At 61.6% G+C, this 13932-nt stretch carries 19 protein-coding genes; 7 read left to right on the forward strand and 12 right to left on the reverse strand.

The features are described 5' to 3' along the window. Positions 1-40: 40 nt before the first annotated feature. The 8 genes from AC3WT0_RS16910 to AC3WT0_RS16945 form a co-directional block, all read right to left on the reverse strand. Positions 41-472: a DUF1330 domain-containing protein gene (locus AC3WT0_RS16910; RefSeq protein WP_492754615.1), complete on the reverse strand. Its 432-nt coding sequence runs from the start codon at positions 470-472 to the stop codon at positions 41-43. Further along, a complete protein-coding gene (locus AC3WT0_RS16915) occupies positions 472-1314 on the reverse strand; it encodes a dienelactone hydrolase family protein (RefSeq protein ID WP_492754616.1) in 843 nt (280 codons plus the stop codon). Before AC3WT0_RS16915 ends, AC3WT0_RS16910 begins: the two co-directional genes overlap by 1 nt. A gap of 17 nt (positions 1315-1331) precedes the next feature. After that, positions 1332-2138 carry an SDR family NAD(P)-dependent oxidoreductase gene (locus tag AC3WT0_RS16920; protein WP_492754617.1) on the reverse strand — a complete coding sequence of 269 codons (807 nt, stop codon included), beginning with the start codon at positions 2136-2138 and terminating at the stop codon, positions 1332-1334. Positions 2139-2148: 10 nt separating this feature from the next. Continuing rightward, on the reverse strand, positions 2149-2853 hold the full coding sequence (locus tag AC3WT0_RS16925; RefSeq protein ID WP_492754618.1) for a glutathione S-transferase family protein: 705 nt from the start codon (positions 2851-2853) through the stop codon (positions 2149-2151). A 28-nt stretch (positions 2854-2881) separates the two neighbouring features. Beyond that, positions 2882-3628, reverse strand: a complete 747-nt coding sequence (locus AC3WT0_RS16930; RefSeq protein ID WP_492754619.1) for an HvfC/BufC family peptide modification chaperone — start codon at positions 3626-3628, stop codon at positions 2882-2884. Beyond that, on the reverse strand, positions 3625-4467 hold the full coding sequence (gene bufB, locus AC3WT0_RS16935; protein ID WP_492754620.1) for an MNIO family bufferin maturase: 843 nt from the start codon (positions 4465-4467) through the stop codon (positions 3625-3627). The genes AC3WT0_RS16930 and bufB (AC3WT0_RS16935) overlap by 4 nt, the downstream gene beginning before the upstream one ends. A 153-nt stretch (positions 4468-4620) precedes the next feature. Continuing rightward, the gene (locus tag AC3WT0_RS16940) at positions 4621-5268 is read right to left on the reverse strand and encodes an NrsF family protein (RefSeq protein ID WP_492754621.1); all 648 of its coding nucleotides are present in this window, start codon (positions 5266-5268) and stop codon (positions 4621-4623) included. Between the two features lie 334 nt (positions 5269-5602). After that, positions 5603-6088 carry a YkgB family protein gene (locus AC3WT0_RS16945; RefSeq protein ID WP_230189378.1) on the reverse strand — a complete coding sequence of 162 codons (486 nt, stop codon included), beginning with the start codon at positions 6086-6088 and terminating at the stop codon, positions 5603-5605. 235 nt (positions 6089-6323) lie between these two features. Here AC3WT0_RS16945 and AC3WT0_RS16950 point away from each other — a divergent pair, with 235 nt between their 5' ends. The 6 genes from AC3WT0_RS16950 (at position 6324) to AC3WT0_RS16975 (ending at position 10516) form a co-directional block, all read left to right on the forward strand. Next, positions 6324-6851: a MarR family winged helix-turn-helix transcriptional regulator gene (locus AC3WT0_RS16950; protein ID WP_230189379.1), complete on the forward strand. Its 528-nt coding sequence runs from the start codon at positions 6324-6326 to the stop codon at positions 6849-6851. A 203-nt stretch (positions 6852-7054) separates the two neighbouring features. After that, positions 7055-8020, forward strand: coding sequence for a carbon-nitrogen hydrolase family protein (locus AC3WT0_RS16955; RefSeq protein WP_492754622.1), 966 nt, complete (start codon positions 7055-7057; stop codon positions 8018-8020). 189 nt (positions 8021-8209) lie between these two features. Beyond that, positions 8210-8347, forward strand: coding sequence for a hypothetical protein (locus tag AC3WT0_RS16960; RefSeq protein WP_230189381.1), 138 nt, complete (start codon positions 8210-8212; stop codon positions 8345-8347). 11 nt (positions 8348-8358) lie between these two features. Beyond that, the gene (locus AC3WT0_RS16965) at positions 8359-9081 is read left to right on the forward strand and encodes a DUF1223 domain-containing protein (RefSeq protein ID WP_230189382.1); all 723 of its coding nucleotides are present in this window, start codon (positions 8359-8361) and stop codon (positions 9079-9081) included. Between the two features lie 66 nt (positions 9082-9147). Then, complete coding sequence (locus AC3WT0_RS16970) at positions 9148-9534, forward strand: thioredoxin family protein (protein WP_492754623.1); 387 nt, start codon at positions 9148-9150, stop codon at positions 9532-9534. 4 nt (positions 9535-9538) lie between these two features. Continuing rightward, on the forward strand, positions 9539-10516 hold the full coding sequence (locus AC3WT0_RS16975) for a gluzincin family metallopeptidase (protein ID WP_230189384.1): 978 nt from the start codon (positions 9539-9541) through the stop codon (positions 10514-10516). A gap of 451 nt (positions 10517-10967) precedes the next feature. On the opposite strand, the gene AC3WT0_RS16980 is transcribed toward AC3WT0_RS16975, so the two are convergent. Genes AC3WT0_RS16980 through AC3WT0_RS16995 form a run of 4 tightly spaced genes read right to left on the reverse strand, consistent with a single transcriptional unit; the run spans position 10968 to position 13279 of the window. Next, positions 10968-11432: a DoxX family protein gene (locus AC3WT0_RS16980; RefSeq protein WP_492754624.1), complete on the reverse strand. Its 465-nt coding sequence runs from the start codon at positions 11430-11432 to the stop codon at positions 10968-10970. After that, positions 11429-12163, reverse strand: a complete 735-nt coding sequence (locus AC3WT0_RS16985) for an HvfC/BufC N-terminal domain-containing protein (protein ID WP_492754625.1) — start codon at positions 12161-12163, stop codon at positions 11429-11431. The genes AC3WT0_RS16980 and AC3WT0_RS16985 overlap by 4 nt, the downstream gene beginning before the upstream one ends. Then, positions 12156-12989, reverse strand: a complete 834-nt coding sequence (bufB, locus tag AC3WT0_RS16990; RefSeq protein ID WP_492754626.1) for an MNIO family bufferin maturase — start codon at positions 12987-12989, stop codon at positions 12156-12158. The genes AC3WT0_RS16985 and bufB (AC3WT0_RS16990) overlap by 8 nt, the downstream gene beginning before the upstream one ends. A gap of 11 nt (positions 12990-13000) precedes the next feature. Then, complete coding sequence (locus tag AC3WT0_RS16995; RefSeq protein WP_230189388.1) at positions 13001-13279, reverse strand: BufA1 family periplasmic bufferin-type metallophore; 279 nt, start codon at positions 13277-13279, stop codon at positions 13001-13003. 233 nt (positions 13280-13512) lie between these two features. On the opposite strand from AC3WT0_RS16995, the gene bufA2 reads away from it, so the two are divergent. Beyond that, positions 13513-13788 (forward strand): BufA2 family periplasmic bufferin-type metallophore, encoded by a 276-nt coding sequence (gene bufA2, locus AC3WT0_RS17000; RefSeq protein ID WP_230189389.1) that lies wholly within the window; start codon positions 13513-13515, stop codon positions 13786-13788. Positions 13789-13932 lie beyond the last annotated feature (144 nt).

Genomic DNA, 13932 nt, shown 5'->3' on the forward strand with positions numbered 1-13932 from the left:
CCATGAACGCTCTTGCGAAAGTTACGATGTTGAGAAGGATTTACAGCGCGGCCATCTCAGTGCCGCATTGCAGGAGAACGGTTCGTTCAATAGCTGCATAGCGGTGAACAAGCGCGGCGCGATAAGTTTCGTCGCGCATCATCGCGAGAAAATGCCCGCGCGAAGGATAGCGAACGATCAGCACCCGATCCCAGTCGGTCGGAGCCGTGCCGGGTTCGCCGATAAAAACCAGCCCGACATCGCCATTATAGATGATGTTCGCCTGACTGACGGTGCCGACGGTGACGCTGAATGCCTTTTCGTACAGGGCATAGGCTTCGCTTCCCGAGCGTGCCGGCTCCCCGCTGTCTTCGGGATAGACGGCCCGATCTTTGAACTTCAGCAGGTTGACCATCGTCACGGGGCCGTCCGGTCCATCATCACGCAACTGGCGTACCTGATCAGCGGTCGGGTCAATCGAGCGATCGATCATCATACCACCCCGTTTGCCTTGAAATGTGCCAACATCCGCGACCATCCGTCACGCGCGTCGCCTTTGTTGTAGCTCGAACGATAGTCGGCGTGAAATCCATGCTGGGCGTCGGGATAGACGTGGATATTCGAACCCATTTTCCCGGCGGCTTGCAACGCAGCGCGCATCGCTTCGACATCGGCCTGGGGGATGCCCTGATCAAGTGCGCCGTACAGGCCTAACACCGGGGCCTTCAGTTCTGCGGCACGGCTGATCAGCGGCTTGAGCTGTCCATACCAGGCGACGCCTGCCTTGATATCGGGATCTTCCATGGCAGCACGCCAGACGACTGCGCCGCCCCAGCAGAAGCCAGTGATCGCGATCCGCGTGCCTTCGACGAACGCTTGAGCCTTCAGCCACGTCGAAGTCGCTGCGACATCGTTGTCGACTTGGTCGGGTGTCGCCTGTCGGACGATCGGGATGATCTGCTCGATGTTGGCGATAGCCGGGAGATTGACGCCCGAACGGTAGAAGAAATCGGGCGCGATCGCGACATAACCGAGACGCGCCAACCGTCGGCAGATGTCCTTGATATAATCGTGGATTCCGAAGATTTCATTCACGACGATGATCGCGGCATGTCGGGCCTGACCGGCGGGCCGGGCGACATAGGCCGGTAAGTGCTGGGACGCGCCGTTCGGAATCGTTACGCCCTCAATAATCAGCCCGTCTTCAGGTGTCGTGATCGGCGCGGCCTCCGCGGAGAAAGCCGCGAGGGCATAACCGGTGAAGAACAAACCAGCGGCCGCCCGGCGCGTCAGGTGGAAGTCTTCCGGCAATGAGCCTTCGGGCCTGGTCAGCATGGGGGCTCCTAATCGGTTCACAGCGCGCAGTGCGAGCGCACGTCTCGCTCAAAGACGTCCTTGATCGCAAGAAAATGGGCGTCGATCGCCATCGGATCCTTGCTGTTCAGGTCGATCAGGGCCTGTCTTTCGGGACCACCACGAACCACGTTGATGGCGTCATGCTCGATCCCTGCAATGATCGCTTCAGCGACAGCTTCGGCTGGCTCCAACGAGAATCCAATCTCTGGGCCCGCCTGGTTCGTCGCCATCATCGGAGTATCGGTGCCGCTGGGGTAGACCGTCATCACACGAACACCTTCTCCATTGAGCTCGCGCCGCAGCGATTCCCCAAAGCTCGACAGACCGGCCTTCACCGCCGCATAGGTCGCATAGAACGGCATCGCGACCAATGCGATCGCGGAAGAGACGTTAACGATCATGCTCTCGGAACCAGCTCGCAACAACGGCAACGCCGCGCGAGTCAGCATGATAGGGGCAACAAGATCCACCTCGATCATGGCGCGGATCTCCTCTTCATCAATCGCATCAAGGCGACCGGCGCGAACCGCGCCCGCGTTGTTCACGAGAATATCGAGCCCGCCGAAAGCTTCGATCGCGCCCTGCAAGGCTGCCGTGCGACCTATCTGGGTCACGACATCGGCAGTTATGCCGGCAGCCTCCGCACCTGATGCGTTCAAAGCCCCGACAGCTTCATCGACGCGCGCTGCTCCGCGCGCAGCGATGACCAGACGTGCACCGCGCGCGGCAAGCCCACGCGCCAATTCAAGCCCGATCCCGCTTGATCCGCCAGTGATGAGAACCCGTTTTCCTTCGACGTCCATGACCGGCACCTCAACCTTCTGCAGCATAGTTTGAGGGAAAGAGCGCGCGCAGCGTTTGCTCGTCGAACTCGCGCTTGAATTCGTGAGCGCTCCCAACATCGCGAGCACGCCACGCCGCCTGCCGCGCATTGACCAGCCGATGCCAGCGGGCCAAATCGGGATAGCGACCGAGGGGCTCGTCGAATTCGGGGAAAACAAAGCCGGCGCGTTCGATCCATCCCCAGGCCGCCATATCCGCGACCGTGTAGGTCTCGCCGACTATGTACGTCCGATCGCGCAGGTGATCGTCGAGAACCTGGTAATGGCGCTCGGCTTCGCGCCGATAGCGGTTGAGCGCATAGTCCAGACCCGCTGGCGCGGCGCGCTGGAAATGAACCGCCTGGCCGGAGAACGGTCCAAGGCCCGACGCCACGAAAAACAGCCAAGAGAGCAATTGCCCTCGATCCTCGGGTGATCCAAGAAATTGACCGTGCTTTTCTGCGAGATAGAGCAGGATCGCGGTCGAATCGAAGACCGCCGTCGGAACTCCGCCGGGGCCTTCGGTGTCGACGATCGCCGGGACTTTCCCGTTCGGATTGATTGCGAGAAAGGAGGGCGCGCACTGTTCGCCCTTAAAGGTATCGACCGGCACAAGCTCATAGCCGATGCCGAGCTCTTCGAGCAGCAGGGCGACCTTCAAGGGGTTCGGGGTCGGGTGAAAATAGAAGCGGATCATCTCGGTTTGGTCCTCATGCAAAACAGTCTCACCGGACGTCTGCGATCATCTGGTCTTGCACCCAGGACGCGAGATAGCGGCCGGCGGCATCGACCGCCGTTTCGACGCCGATTTCTTCGGACAGGCGGTCGCACAGGCGAGCAAAGCTCATGCCCGACGATGCGAGCTGGATCGCGCCCATCTCAGCTGTCTCGATCGAGGCGAAGTGCGGTTGAAGGCCGACGCGCCAAACACGCACCCAACCCGGCTCGGGCAGAAACTCGGCTGCCGGAACTTCCTCTTCGGCGGCGATCGCGTTCCAGATCGCGCCACAGTTGGTCTTGACGGGCAGCAACGTGAGCGTCGGCACGAATGCGATCACCGCCTCATCCCAATCGACCGCTGCGAGCTGTTGCCGGTCGAAGGCCGGTGCGTCGGGGCCGTCGAACGCGCGCCGCAAAGCCCAGTCGAGCGCGGCGATTTCGGCGACCTCAGGATCGTCCGGGTAAAGGTCGGCCATTGTCTCCGAGAATTTGACGCCGTAGTCGGCGAGCGTCCAGCTATGCGGCGGGTGGGCAGCGATATGCCGGCGCGCAGCCGCTTCGAACGCCTCGTCTCCGAGCCACGCCCACAGGCGTTCGTAACTGTCTTTGAGGCACTCTACGAGCTGGCCACCATAGGCGTTGTGATAGACGGCAAGGCCCGGCCCGCTGGACCCGCCAACGGCAACCGGAATGTCGCTCGGTTCATCCAACAGGAATCCCAGGAAATCGCGTTGAAGGTCGAGAAGCGTCATGCCGCGGCCGCCGTGACGTCGCCTGCGATGCGGCGCGCAACATCCAGCTCGTCTAACATATCCTGAAGCGGAGGAATGTTGTCATCGCGCTCGATCATGGTGGCGACGGGTCCGAGACGAGGATAAATCCGGGCGAACAGATCCCAAACTGGATCGGGAACTGGCTCGTCGTGCGTATCGATTAGCCGGCCTTGCCCCTGGCTATGGCCCGCGAGGTGGATTTGCCGAACACGGTCCGCCGGCACGCCCGCCAGATAATCATAGGGGTCAAAGCCGTTGTTCGTTCCGCTCACATAGATGTTGTTGACGTCGAGTAGCAGGTAGCAGCCCGTCCGTTTCGTCATCTCGGCAAGGAAGGCCCATTCGGTCATCTGGTCGTCGGCGAAGGTCAGATAGGTCGAGGGGTTTTCGAGGACCAGCGGACGTTCGAGCGCATCCTGGACATGCTCGATGTTCGCGCAAACGGTGTTGAGTGCTTCCTCGGTGAAGGGCAGCGGGAGCAGATCATGGGAATTGACCTCCCCGACGCGCGACCAGCTCAGATGATCGGAGACCCATAATGGCTGGATTCGATCAGCCAGCGCTTTCAGGCGCGCAAGATATTCGGAACGGATGCCGTCAGCCGAACCGATCGACATTGAAACGCCATGCATCGCAACGGGCCAGCGATCGCGCACCTCATCGAGAACGTGGATCGGGCGCCCGCCGGCCCCCATGAAATTCTCGGAGATGATCTCGATGAAATCGACAGGAACGGCCTCGGTCAGATAATTCTGGAAGTGTGGAATCCGCAGGCCGAGCCCGAAGCCGTGAAATGGCGCGATTGTTTCTTCCGGCACAGACTTACTCCGATCGGTGTGCCGGGCCCGGACGGAACGGAGGGACAGCCCGGCACATGACGGAATACGAGTGGTAGCGTCTGGCGGTTACACCTGGTCCGAAAGTTTCGCGCCGCAATGCGATTGGGGCCCGCGCGAGACGGGCCCGCCGCCTTACCAGCGTAAGAGCCGTGGTCCGACGGCGGCGCCGACCAACGTCGCTGCGGCAAGGCCGAGCGAGTACCATAGCAGCACGAAGCCAGGCGATGTCTCGGCGCAGTGTAGAGCGTAGATGGAAGCGCCAGTGGCGCCAGCAACCAATCCCGCAGCTGCGCCAGCGGCCTCAAGCCTCGTCGGAGCAAGGTGGGCCATCGCCCGCACCAGCCCAACGAACACCGGTACCGATAACAACATCACATAGAGCGGGCACTGAAACCAACTCGAGCCCATCCAGAAGGAGGCAGTATTTCCGTCGGGGGCGATGGCCAGCTGGATGGACGTGACCAATGCCAACAGAGCGATGGGTGGCCACAAGAGTCGCGTCCAGTGAAGGTCGCGAGCGCCAGGCCGGCTCAATCGTTCGAGAGCGAAAAAGCCGAGCGACGCGATCGAGGCGGTGTAGAGCAGCTTCATCCAGAAGCCCATCGTCACGGCCGCTACGGACAAATCGCTACGCACGGCCAGCGAAGGCCAGAACAAGACCAGCACCATCGCGACGGCCGCACCCCGAATTAAACCCCGGCGCAAAAGGGCGCGCGGACCATGCAGGGGCACGGGCTGCAAATTCTTGGAAAGCTCCACAATCAACACTTCGGTATTCATCAAATGCTCCGTCGAACACTCGGTCGACGGGCCTCCACGCCGCGAGTCTTGACTCTACATTCGGAACCGCGAGGCAATCGGTTACGCTGGGGTCGGTCCGGGGCTGACGTGCATCCAAGAGGCAACGGAGGATGTTCGCGAGAAAAATCTCGGCAGAGTGGTGGAGAGGGTTACACCTGACGTCCGTCGAACGCCTTCGCGCGAACTTTTGGCGCCGGTCATGGCCCGTTATTGGTTCGGGAGAGGGCGGTGGCCGTGCCACCGCCCTGAAATGGCATGTTGCCGTCTCCTCAAGTTCGCCTCTCGTTAAAGCCGCAGCAAAGCCGCAGCCTGGTTAGGCGACGCTTGATCCCTTCCGCTGGACCGAGTTTACGAACAAGACGAGGGATGCAGCCAGAAGAACGGCGTCTTTCAATAGAAATTGGCCGGGCGCCGCCGAGATTGCGGGAAAACCGCCGGCGGTTTGCTCAGCCACGCCGGGCGTGCTCACGAAGAACGTCAGCGTTATGGCGTAGGTCGCAATCGACATCGCCGCGCCGAGTGCTGAAAAAGTGGGATGGAAAGCTCCAGCAACAAGGGCACACGCCGTCGCAAGTTCGATCACGCCAATGGCATAGCTCTGCCCCTGGATGCCGAGCATGTTGAGCCAGTGCATGATGGGGCTGTTGTCGATGAACGGTGCGATTCCGTTTGCCTCATAGGCGGTGAATTTCATTCCGCCAAACCAGAGGAAGACAATGACCAATGCCCAGCGCAGGAGGGCGAGGTCACTCCGGCCATGCTCCGCGACCCGAAAGCCGTAGTCGTCGAAAATTTTCATATTTCAGTCCTTTCTTTATGCGAATTGGAAAGTGCTTGGTGTGATTTCGCGTCCCCACTGCGCCGTGGGTGTCCAGCTTCAATTGATCGATCCCGCTCGTCGCGGCGCTCGAATGAGGAGCGCGGTGGAATTGAGCGATCTCGTGCGTTCATGCTCCGGTACGTGAATTATATGCGCCGCGCATATATTGCAGATTGAGGCTTGTCTATATGCGCCGCGCATATAGATGTGGGCGATGCATACGAACCGTGACAGGAACACGATCGGGGCCTTCGCCTTGATGATCGGTGACGAAATTGCCCGTGCAGTCGCGTCCAAGGCACCCGAGGCCGGCCCGATGGCCGCGGCGCTGGCTCTTTTGGATCACGAACCGGGCCTTTCGATCAGGACGCTCTCCGCTGGTGTCGGACTGTCTCATGCAGGCACTGTTCGACTCGTCGATCGACTCGTCTCCGAAGGGCTGATCGAAAGACGGGGACATGCCGACGACGGTCGCGCCGTTTCGCTCTATCTAACCCCAACGGGGCAGCAGGCCTGCGCCGCCGTTCTTGAAGCGAGGGGCGAAGTCTTGGCGTCCAGCCTTGACGTTCTGAGCGCAGATGAGATCGCTATATTGGCGGAATTGTCTCAGCGTGTCCTCCGCTCCCGTCTGCGCGATTCAGACCATTCATATCGCATCTGCCGCCTGTGCCAGCACGATGCTTGCACCAACTGTCCGATCGACGCCGAATTGAAGGAACGGGTTGAAGGGAGCGCTGGCTGATTCTTCACCAGGCGTCGGGACTGTGGGGCAGCAGATTGATTTAAGGAAATCACAGAGGCGGGCGTGACTTCCTGTAACCCCCGATTGCTTATGGGCGAATGAACCAATGCGCCGTGTAAAAAGAGTCAAGAAGGCGGCGCTGTGTGGCGGGAGATGCCCCCCCGCTTCCCGCCACACACATTTTTCCGGACGGGAGCGACGCGGTGACGGATTTCTCTATCTCGATCGTCCAGGCTCCGCCCGTCTTCCTCAATCTTGCGGCCAGCATGGACCGCGCCGAGGTGTTGATACGTGATGCGGCCCGAAGCGGTGCTGCTATTGTCGTGTTCCCGGAAGCCTGGTTACCCGGCTATCCCGTTTGGCTGGATGAGAGCGCTGGCGCGGCGCTTTGGGGACATCGCCCGGCGGAGTCATTGTTTCGAATATTGTTTGCGAATTGCCCGGATTTGGAGGGGCCAGAAATCGCGCGGCTTGCCGACCTCTCCGCTGAGCTTTCGGTCGAGATCGTGATGGGCATTCAGGAGCGACGCGGCTCAAGCATCTACAATAGTGTCGTTCGCACAACCCCGAGCGGGTGGCGTGATATCCACCGCAAGATCATGCCGACGCATAACGAGCGGCTGATTTGGGCGGCCGCTGACGGCAGCACCTTGAGGCCTTGGCCAGGAACGCACGGACCTGTCGGTGCGCTTATCTGCTGGGAGCATTGGATGCCGCTCGCCAGAGCGGCGCGGCATCAACATGGGGAGGTGTTGCATTTCGCTTTGTGGCCCGCCGTCACGGAACTCCACCTCCTCGCGAGCCGTCACTATGCCTTCGAAGGCCAATGCTATGTCGCGGCCGCGGGCACGGTTTTGACCAGGGACGATGTGCTCGACGGGTTTGATAGCCTCGACATTGCGGAACCCGACGCGCGTTCAATATTGGAGGCGATCCCCGCGGAGCGCGAACTGCTGAAATCGGGGGGTAGCGCCATCATCGGCCCGGATACCTCGATCATCGAGGTTGCGGCCAGCGGCGATCCTTCCACGCTCAGCGCCACGATCGATCCGGGTAGGCTCGCCGAGGGGCGCCTCTATCTCGATACCGCTGGCCATTATTCGAGGCCCGATATCTTCGAACTGCATGTCGATGCACGAGAACGCTCGGGCGTGCGGTTCACTAACTGAGACAGTCGTCCGCGATCGAGTGGTGGAACGGGCGCTGTCGATCGCGGCTGCGTTCTTTACACGCGCTGCCCGCTGCTTTGTTGCGGATTACGCGCTCCAAGGGAGTTTCTTGGTCGGCGAACTGTAACCACCGCGCCGATGGCGGCGAATTCCCAATCATCAAGCAACATGTCCCAGAGGAACGAAATCGTGCGGACCAATACCACCCAGGCGGCATTTTCCGGCGCGCTCCCGGTCATCGGCTCCGGCGTGGCGCTCATCGCCATGCTCACTATCGGCACGATCACAATCGCAGGCGCCATAATGGGCGCGATGCCGGGCTACTGAAAGGAACCGTGATGCGCGCTCCAGCGCTGATTCTCGGCGTGCTCGCCTTTGGCGCGGGCGTTATGGGCTTGATCGAGTCCGGTCGCGGGGATGCTCAGGCGGTTCCAGCGCGGCGCGGCGGTCCCGTTCTGGTCGAACTCTATCAGAGCCAGGGTTGTTCGAGTTGCCCACCGGCCAACGCCAACGTGAATGCTCTGGCCGACCGCCCCGATGTCGTGGCTCTGTCGTTCGGTGTCACCTACTGGGACTATCTCGGCTGGCGCGACAGTTTTGCAACGCCGCAATTCACGCAGCGCCAGTGGGATTATTCACGCTACAACCGTCTTGGCAATGTTGCGACACCTCAGGTCTGGATCAATGGCACGAAGACGATCGTCGGCAACAGCCGAAGCGAACTCGACGCATCGATCCGCACAGCGCGCAGCGACGGACCTCCGCTCGCCATCGCGAACGGCAAGGCTAGTGTTGGCGCCGGCCGCGCGCCGGCCGGCGGTGCGGATGTCTGGATCGCCAACTATGACCCGCGAACGGTTCAGGTTCCGATTAGGGCCGGTGAGAATGGAGGTCGGACCCTCCCGCATCGCAACATCGTTCGTCGGCTGGTGAGGATCGGGCACTGGGATGGTAGAGCGATCAGCTTCGCTCTTCCCCCAGCCGCCCCCGGTTTGGCTACAGCCATCTTCCTGCAAGCGGGTCGGGGTGGTCCGGTGCTGGCCGTAACCAAGGCAAGCTGAGCTGTAACCTCTTCAAGAGTCTGATCGAAGCTCTCCTCGTCTCCAATCAACCATGGAATTGCGATCATGACCTTTCTTCGCGTACTGCCTCTTGCAGCGCTTATTGTTATTGCTGCTCCCGTTCAGGCCCAGCCGGTTCGACCATTCAGCCTAGCGGCGCTCAAGGCGGCTCAGGCGGCCGGCAAGCCTGTTCTGGTGGACGCCTTTGCGCCTTGGTGCCCAACTTGCCGCGCCCAGGCGCCGACGATCGAAAAGCTCGCGAAAGATCCCGCGTACAAGAACCTGATCATCCTTCGCCTCGACTATGACAATCAGAGGGCTGAGAAGAAGTTGCTCGGCATCACCAAGCAAAGCACGCTGATCGCCTACAAAGGCAACCGGGAAGTCGGCAGGATCGTCGGCATTACGGATCCTGCGCAGCTGAAGGCGTTCGCCGCAAAGCCTCTGCGCTGACGCCATGCGCTTCGATCGCCGCGCCGTCATTGCAAGCCTCGGGGCTGTCGCGATCGGCGGCACTTCCTTGGCCGGAGCTATCGCGACTCCGAGCTATGAAGACCCGGACGACATGTATGCCGCGCTCGGCCGCCAACCTCAGCAGGTGCTGAGGATCGGTGGCGGGACGATACGGGTCGTTTTCGCCGATGGTGCGCCCGGGCTCGTTCGCGACCCGGTCCTGGCATGGATACAGACGGCAGCCGTTGCGGTTACGGCCTATTTCGGACGCTTCCCCGTCGAGGATTTCGGTCTGCTCATCATCGCCGACTCATCCGATAAGGTCGGCCACGCGACCACGTTCGGCTACGCCGGTTCCGCCACCAGGATTCATGTCGGGACTGGGGCCACAAGCACGGCCTTTCGCAATGACTGGGTGCTGGTCCATGAAATGGTCCATACGGCGCTTCCCGACCTGCCTCGCCGCGCGCTATGGCTGCAGGAAGGAAACGCAACCTATGTCGAGCCCATCGCGCGTGTGATGGCAGGCCAGATCCCGGCGGCGGACGTGTGGCGTCAGCTGGTCACGGGGTTGCCGAAGGGCAGTCCACAGCCTGCCGATGGCGGTATGGATGGCACCCGGGCCTGGGGCCGGCTCTATTGGGGCGGTGCCGCATTCTGGCTGCTGGCGGAGATCGCCATCTATCGCGATACCATGGGCAAGCGCTCACTCCGTGATGCGCTTCGTCGTATCAATCGCGCGAGCGGTGGAAACACGATGGATTGGTCGCCCGAGCAACTCATGACGGCCGGCGACCAGGCGATCGGGGCAAACTCGTTGATCGACCTCTATACCCGTTTCGCCGACACGCGGGTGGTCCCCGATCTCCCCGACCTGTTCCGTCAGCTTGGCATAATCCAGCTCGGCGATGGCGCGATCTCCTTCGATAGTCACGCTCAGTTAGCTGAATTGCGGCGAACGGTAACGCTCCCGCCGCGGTAGGCCGGAGCGAGAACCCTGGCCGACGTTCGCCGGGATTGCCGACTATAATCATAATTGACGGGAGGAGGAGTCAGGTGACGATCATCAACGGATCGGATCCACAGTCGATCTGATTGGCGCAGTGTGGTGGGCCCGGCCGGGGAAATAGTGAGCGCGCGGTTCTGGGGCGTATCGCGATGCCGGGCCGCAGGGGCAATCCGGCCCGGCATCGTCTTACGGACTGCCGCCACTGTTGAGCGACAGGAGTCACCGCCCATCGGGCAGCGGCGTCGTCGGCTGAAGGGAGGGTTACGGCCGCGACACTATGGTATTCGATGGAACGGATAGTCAGGTTACTGTCCCCGGAAGTTTTTTGCCGATCTTGAGCAGCGTTGAACTTCCGCTGCCCGGGATGAAGCGATGATAGATCCCAGCCTCAACTACGAGGAAAAACACTGACGATGAGCCGATATCAATCGGCCGCAAAATCCTTGTTCAGCTTTCCGCGTGCCGGATCGATCCCGAGCAGATGGTCGAGCGAAAACTTGCCGCCGCCGCGGAAAATGATCGGGAGGAGCAATCCGGCCCAGCTCAAATGCGTCGGCCAGGCGTCGGGATACACGAACACCTCGATGACCGTCGTCATGCCGAGCAGTCCCAGAGCCGCGACACGGTTGAACAGCCCGAGCACCAGCAAGATCGGGAACAGATGTTCCTGATAAGTCGCGAGATGGGCCGCGATGTGAGGCGGGATCAAGGGGATGCGATAATCGGTCTCGAACAGCGAGTAGGTGCTGTCGGTGATATGAAGGATACCGTCGACCTTGGTGCGGCCGGACATGAAGAACACCCCGGCAACACCGAGGCGGGCGATCAAAAGGAGGATCGAGCCTGGAAGCTGGTCGAGTTTTTGGCCGATACGGGCGTAAATGTTCATGGATTTTCTCCCTGTTGGATGTGTCCGGCAAAGGCGCCGGCCGAAAGCAAGGTTGCGAAGATCGTGGCGACATCGCCGTCTTCGTCGGCAGCGTTCGCCGCCGCGACCGCAAGCGTTGAGCCTGCAAGGAAGGCACGCATTGGCGCGTCGATTACCCGGACCTCGATTGCGTCGGCCGGCCGCGTGATGAGGAACTGCTCCGGCGTCCAGAGCACCTCATCGAGGGCTTCGGGCGGCGCGGCGGCCTGATGCGCAAGCCATAGGCTTGCTGCGGGCGACAGGCTCCGTCCGATCCGTGTTGCCGGGTGCCAGCTCAGCGGCGCGTCTGGATCGATCCCCGCCGCGAGTGTCTCGGGATCGAGAGCGTCTGCGTCCGCGGCGAAAAGCGCCTCCGTCACCAACCGCTCAAGCGCGGCGACGGCACCGAGATAGGGTGCCTCGGCGAAAGGACTCCAAGCGCCGACGAATGCCGGAAAACTGGAGCCATAAAAGCAGAGGCGTGCTTCCGCCGGGGGGGACATTTCGACATAGGCCGTCGCGCAGGCTGCGAAAGCATCGTCGCCGACGAGGGTCGCCGCGACCGGATAGTTGGCGAACAAGGCATCGCGCGCGGCCTTGGTTGCTGTGTTGCGATGCACGGCCAGAGCGCGTCTGATCGCCGGATCGGGCGCCTGTTCCGGCGAGGCAAGCATCGCGCCGAAGCCATGCTGGAATGAGCGGGCATCAAGCATTGGCCGGCATTCGCTGTTCGAGAAGCCGGTGCGCGTGATCGCGCTCCATCATCAGCTCGTTGAACGGGGGGATGTCGTCGTCGCGTTCGACGATAGTGGGTCGCGGGCCGATCCGCTCGATCAACCGCCGATAGAGCAGCCAGACAGGGTCAGCCACCGAAGCGTCATGGCTGTCGATCAAGAGCCCACTATCCGGATCGGGATCGGGGCGGTGGCCAGCGATGTGGATCTCCCCCACGATCGACGCCGGAATTGCGTCGATGCGGGACTCTGCCGAAAAATTGAGGTTCGCCGCGCTGACGTAGATATTGTTCACGTCGACGAGAAGGCCGCAGCCGGTCCGCGCTGCGAGCTGCGACAGAAAGTCCGCCTCATCGAGTTCGTGTCCGGGCAGATCGACATAAAGCGATGGATTTTCCACCATGATGGCGCGGCCGAGCGCATCTTGGACACGCGCGACATTGTCGGCCGTGATGCCGAGCGCTTCGCGTGTGCGGGGAAATGGCAGGAAGTCGGAATGATGCGCTCCTTCCCATTTCTGCCACGCCAGATGATCGGAAACAGCGGTGGGTTGGATACGATCGACGAGGCGCCGCAAAAGCGCCAGGTGCTCCGGCGTAGGGGGTTCGACGGAGGCGAGCGAAAGGCCGACGCCATGCAGTGAAATAGGGAAACATGCCGCGAGCGTCATGAGTGCCCGCAGCCGCGGCCCCCCGTCCACCATGTAATTCTCGGCGTGCACCTCGAACCACAGGCCTGGGTTCCGCGCCGTCAGCGCTTCATCGAGATGCTCGAGCTTAAAACCCAGGCCTGCGGTTATGGACATGGCGTTGATCCTCAGGCTTTGGGGGTCAGCGAGCCGTAGCCCTTGGGCGTCTTGATCTTGGCGCAGGTGCCGGCAGGCACCAGCTTCCAGGCGTCGCGCTGATAGTCGATCTTCGACGTTCCCGCGCAGGTCGTGCCGGCGCCGGCCTTGCAGTCGTTCTTGCCGGCCTTGGCGACGCCGTAGCATTTTTCCATCGGCTTCTTGGCCTGAGCATGGGCCGCGTTGGTGGCACCGGCGGCGAGCGAGGCGAGAAGCAGCGCGCTGAGCGCGGCGGTCTTACGGTTGGTCATGACAGTCTCCTTCAATCAGCCTCACGTGCGACGATCTCCGGAAAGGCGATCGCCGCACGGTGGCCCGGGAGGCTGATTAGGTCGGACCACGATGTCGGGTCCGCTGAAGGCTGGCCGGCGGTTACACTTGCTCAGGAAAAATAGAATTTATCGAAGTCTGTAACCGGCGTCGTATCGAACGCGAAAACCGCCATGCCACTTGGCGAAACATCATCTCTATTCAGGAGTATCCCATGAAGACCTTCAAGACCGGCGCCGCCATTGCTTCCGCTGCTGCCATGCTCGCGCTGACGGGCCTCGCGACTACCGCTCCGGCTTATGCCGCAGGCGGAAAGGCGGCCAAGGTGCAGCACTGCTATGGCGTCAATTCGTGCAAGGGCACGTCTGACTGCAAGACCGCCACGAATGACTGCAAAGGCCAGAACAGCTGCAAGGGCCAGGGCTTCAAGGCTCTCTCGGCCAAGGCCTGCAAGGCGCAGGGCGGCAGCCTCACCCCGAAGGCCGGCTAATCGTCGGCGCCGCCCGGTCGTTAAACCGAGCACAATCAACAGCCGCCCGTCAGTTTCGCGCTGGCGGGCGGCATTTGTTTGTGCCGCCTATTCTCGTGTGTGTCGCGAAGGCGAAGGAAAACCGGCCGAGCGACCATCCCGATG

It is taken from the genome of Sphingomonas sp. EU05-FHT14C10 (assembly GCF_058790595.1).

Bases quoted from the DNA above. Each gene is read 5' to 3' on its own strand.
- AC3WT0_RS16985 (WP_492754625.1), bottom strand. From the start codon at position 12,163: ATGCTTGATGCCCGCTCATTCCAGCATGGCTTCGGCGCGATGCTTGCC.
- AC3WT0_RS16920 (WP_492754617.1), bottom strand. From the start codon at position 2,138: ATGGACGTCGAAGGAAAACGGGTTCTCATCACTGGCGGATCAAGCGGG.
- AC3WT0_RS16950 (WP_230189379.1), top strand. From the start codon at position 6,324: ATGCATACGAACCGTGACAGGAACACGATCGGGGCCTTCGCCTTGATG.
- AC3WT0_RS16965 (WP_230189382.1), top strand. From the start codon at position 8,359: ATGCGCGCTCCAGCGCTGATTCTCGGCGTGCTCGCCTTTGGCGCGGGC.
- AC3WT0_RS16980 (WP_492754624.1), bottom strand. From the start codon at position 11,432: ATGAACATTTACGCCCGTATCGGCCAAAAACTCGACCAGCTTCCAGGC.
- AC3WT0_RS16910 (WP_492754615.1), bottom strand. From the start codon at position 472: ATGATCGATCGCTCGATTGACCCGACCGCTGATCAGGTACGCCAGTTG.
- AC3WT0_RS16975 (WP_230189384.1), top strand. From the start codon at position 9,539: ATGCGCTTCGATCGCCGCGCCGTCATTGCAAGCCTCGGGGCTGTCGCG.
- AC3WT0_RS16925 (WP_492754618.1), bottom strand. From the start codon at position 2,853: ATGATCCGCTTCTATTTTCACCCGACCCCGAACCCCTTGAAGGTCGCC.
- bufB (WP_492754626.1), bottom strand. From the start codon at position 12,989: ATGTCCATAACCGCAGGCCTGGGTTTTAAGCTCGAGCATCTCGATGAA.
- AC3WT0_RS16940 (WP_492754621.1), bottom strand. From the start codon at position 5,268: ATGAATACCGAAGTGTTGATTGTGGAGCTTTCCAAGAATTTGCAGCCC.
- AC3WT0_RS16970 (WP_492754623.1), top strand. From the start codon at position 9,148: ATGACCTTTCTTCGCGTACTGCCTCTTGCAGCGCTTATTGTTATTGCT.
- AC3WT0_RS16915 (WP_492754616.1), bottom strand. From the start codon at position 1,314: ATGCTGACCAGGCCCGAAGGCTCATTGCCGGAAGACTTCCACCTGACG.
- AC3WT0_RS16930 (WP_492754619.1), bottom strand. From the start codon at position 3,628: ATGACGCTTCTCGACCTTCAACGCGATTTCCTGGGATTCCTGTTGGAT.
- AC3WT0_RS16945 (WP_230189378.1), bottom strand. From the start codon at position 6,088: ATGAAAATTTTCGACGACTACGGCTTTCGGGTCGCGGAGCATGGCCGG.
- bufA2 (WP_230189389.1), top strand. From the start codon at position 13,513: ATGAAGACCTTCAAGACCGGCGCCGCCATTGCTTCCGCTGCTGCCATG.
- AC3WT0_RS16995 (WP_230189388.1), bottom strand. From the start codon at position 13,279: ATGACCAACCGTAAGACCGCCGCGCTCAGCGCGCTGCTTCTCGCCTCG.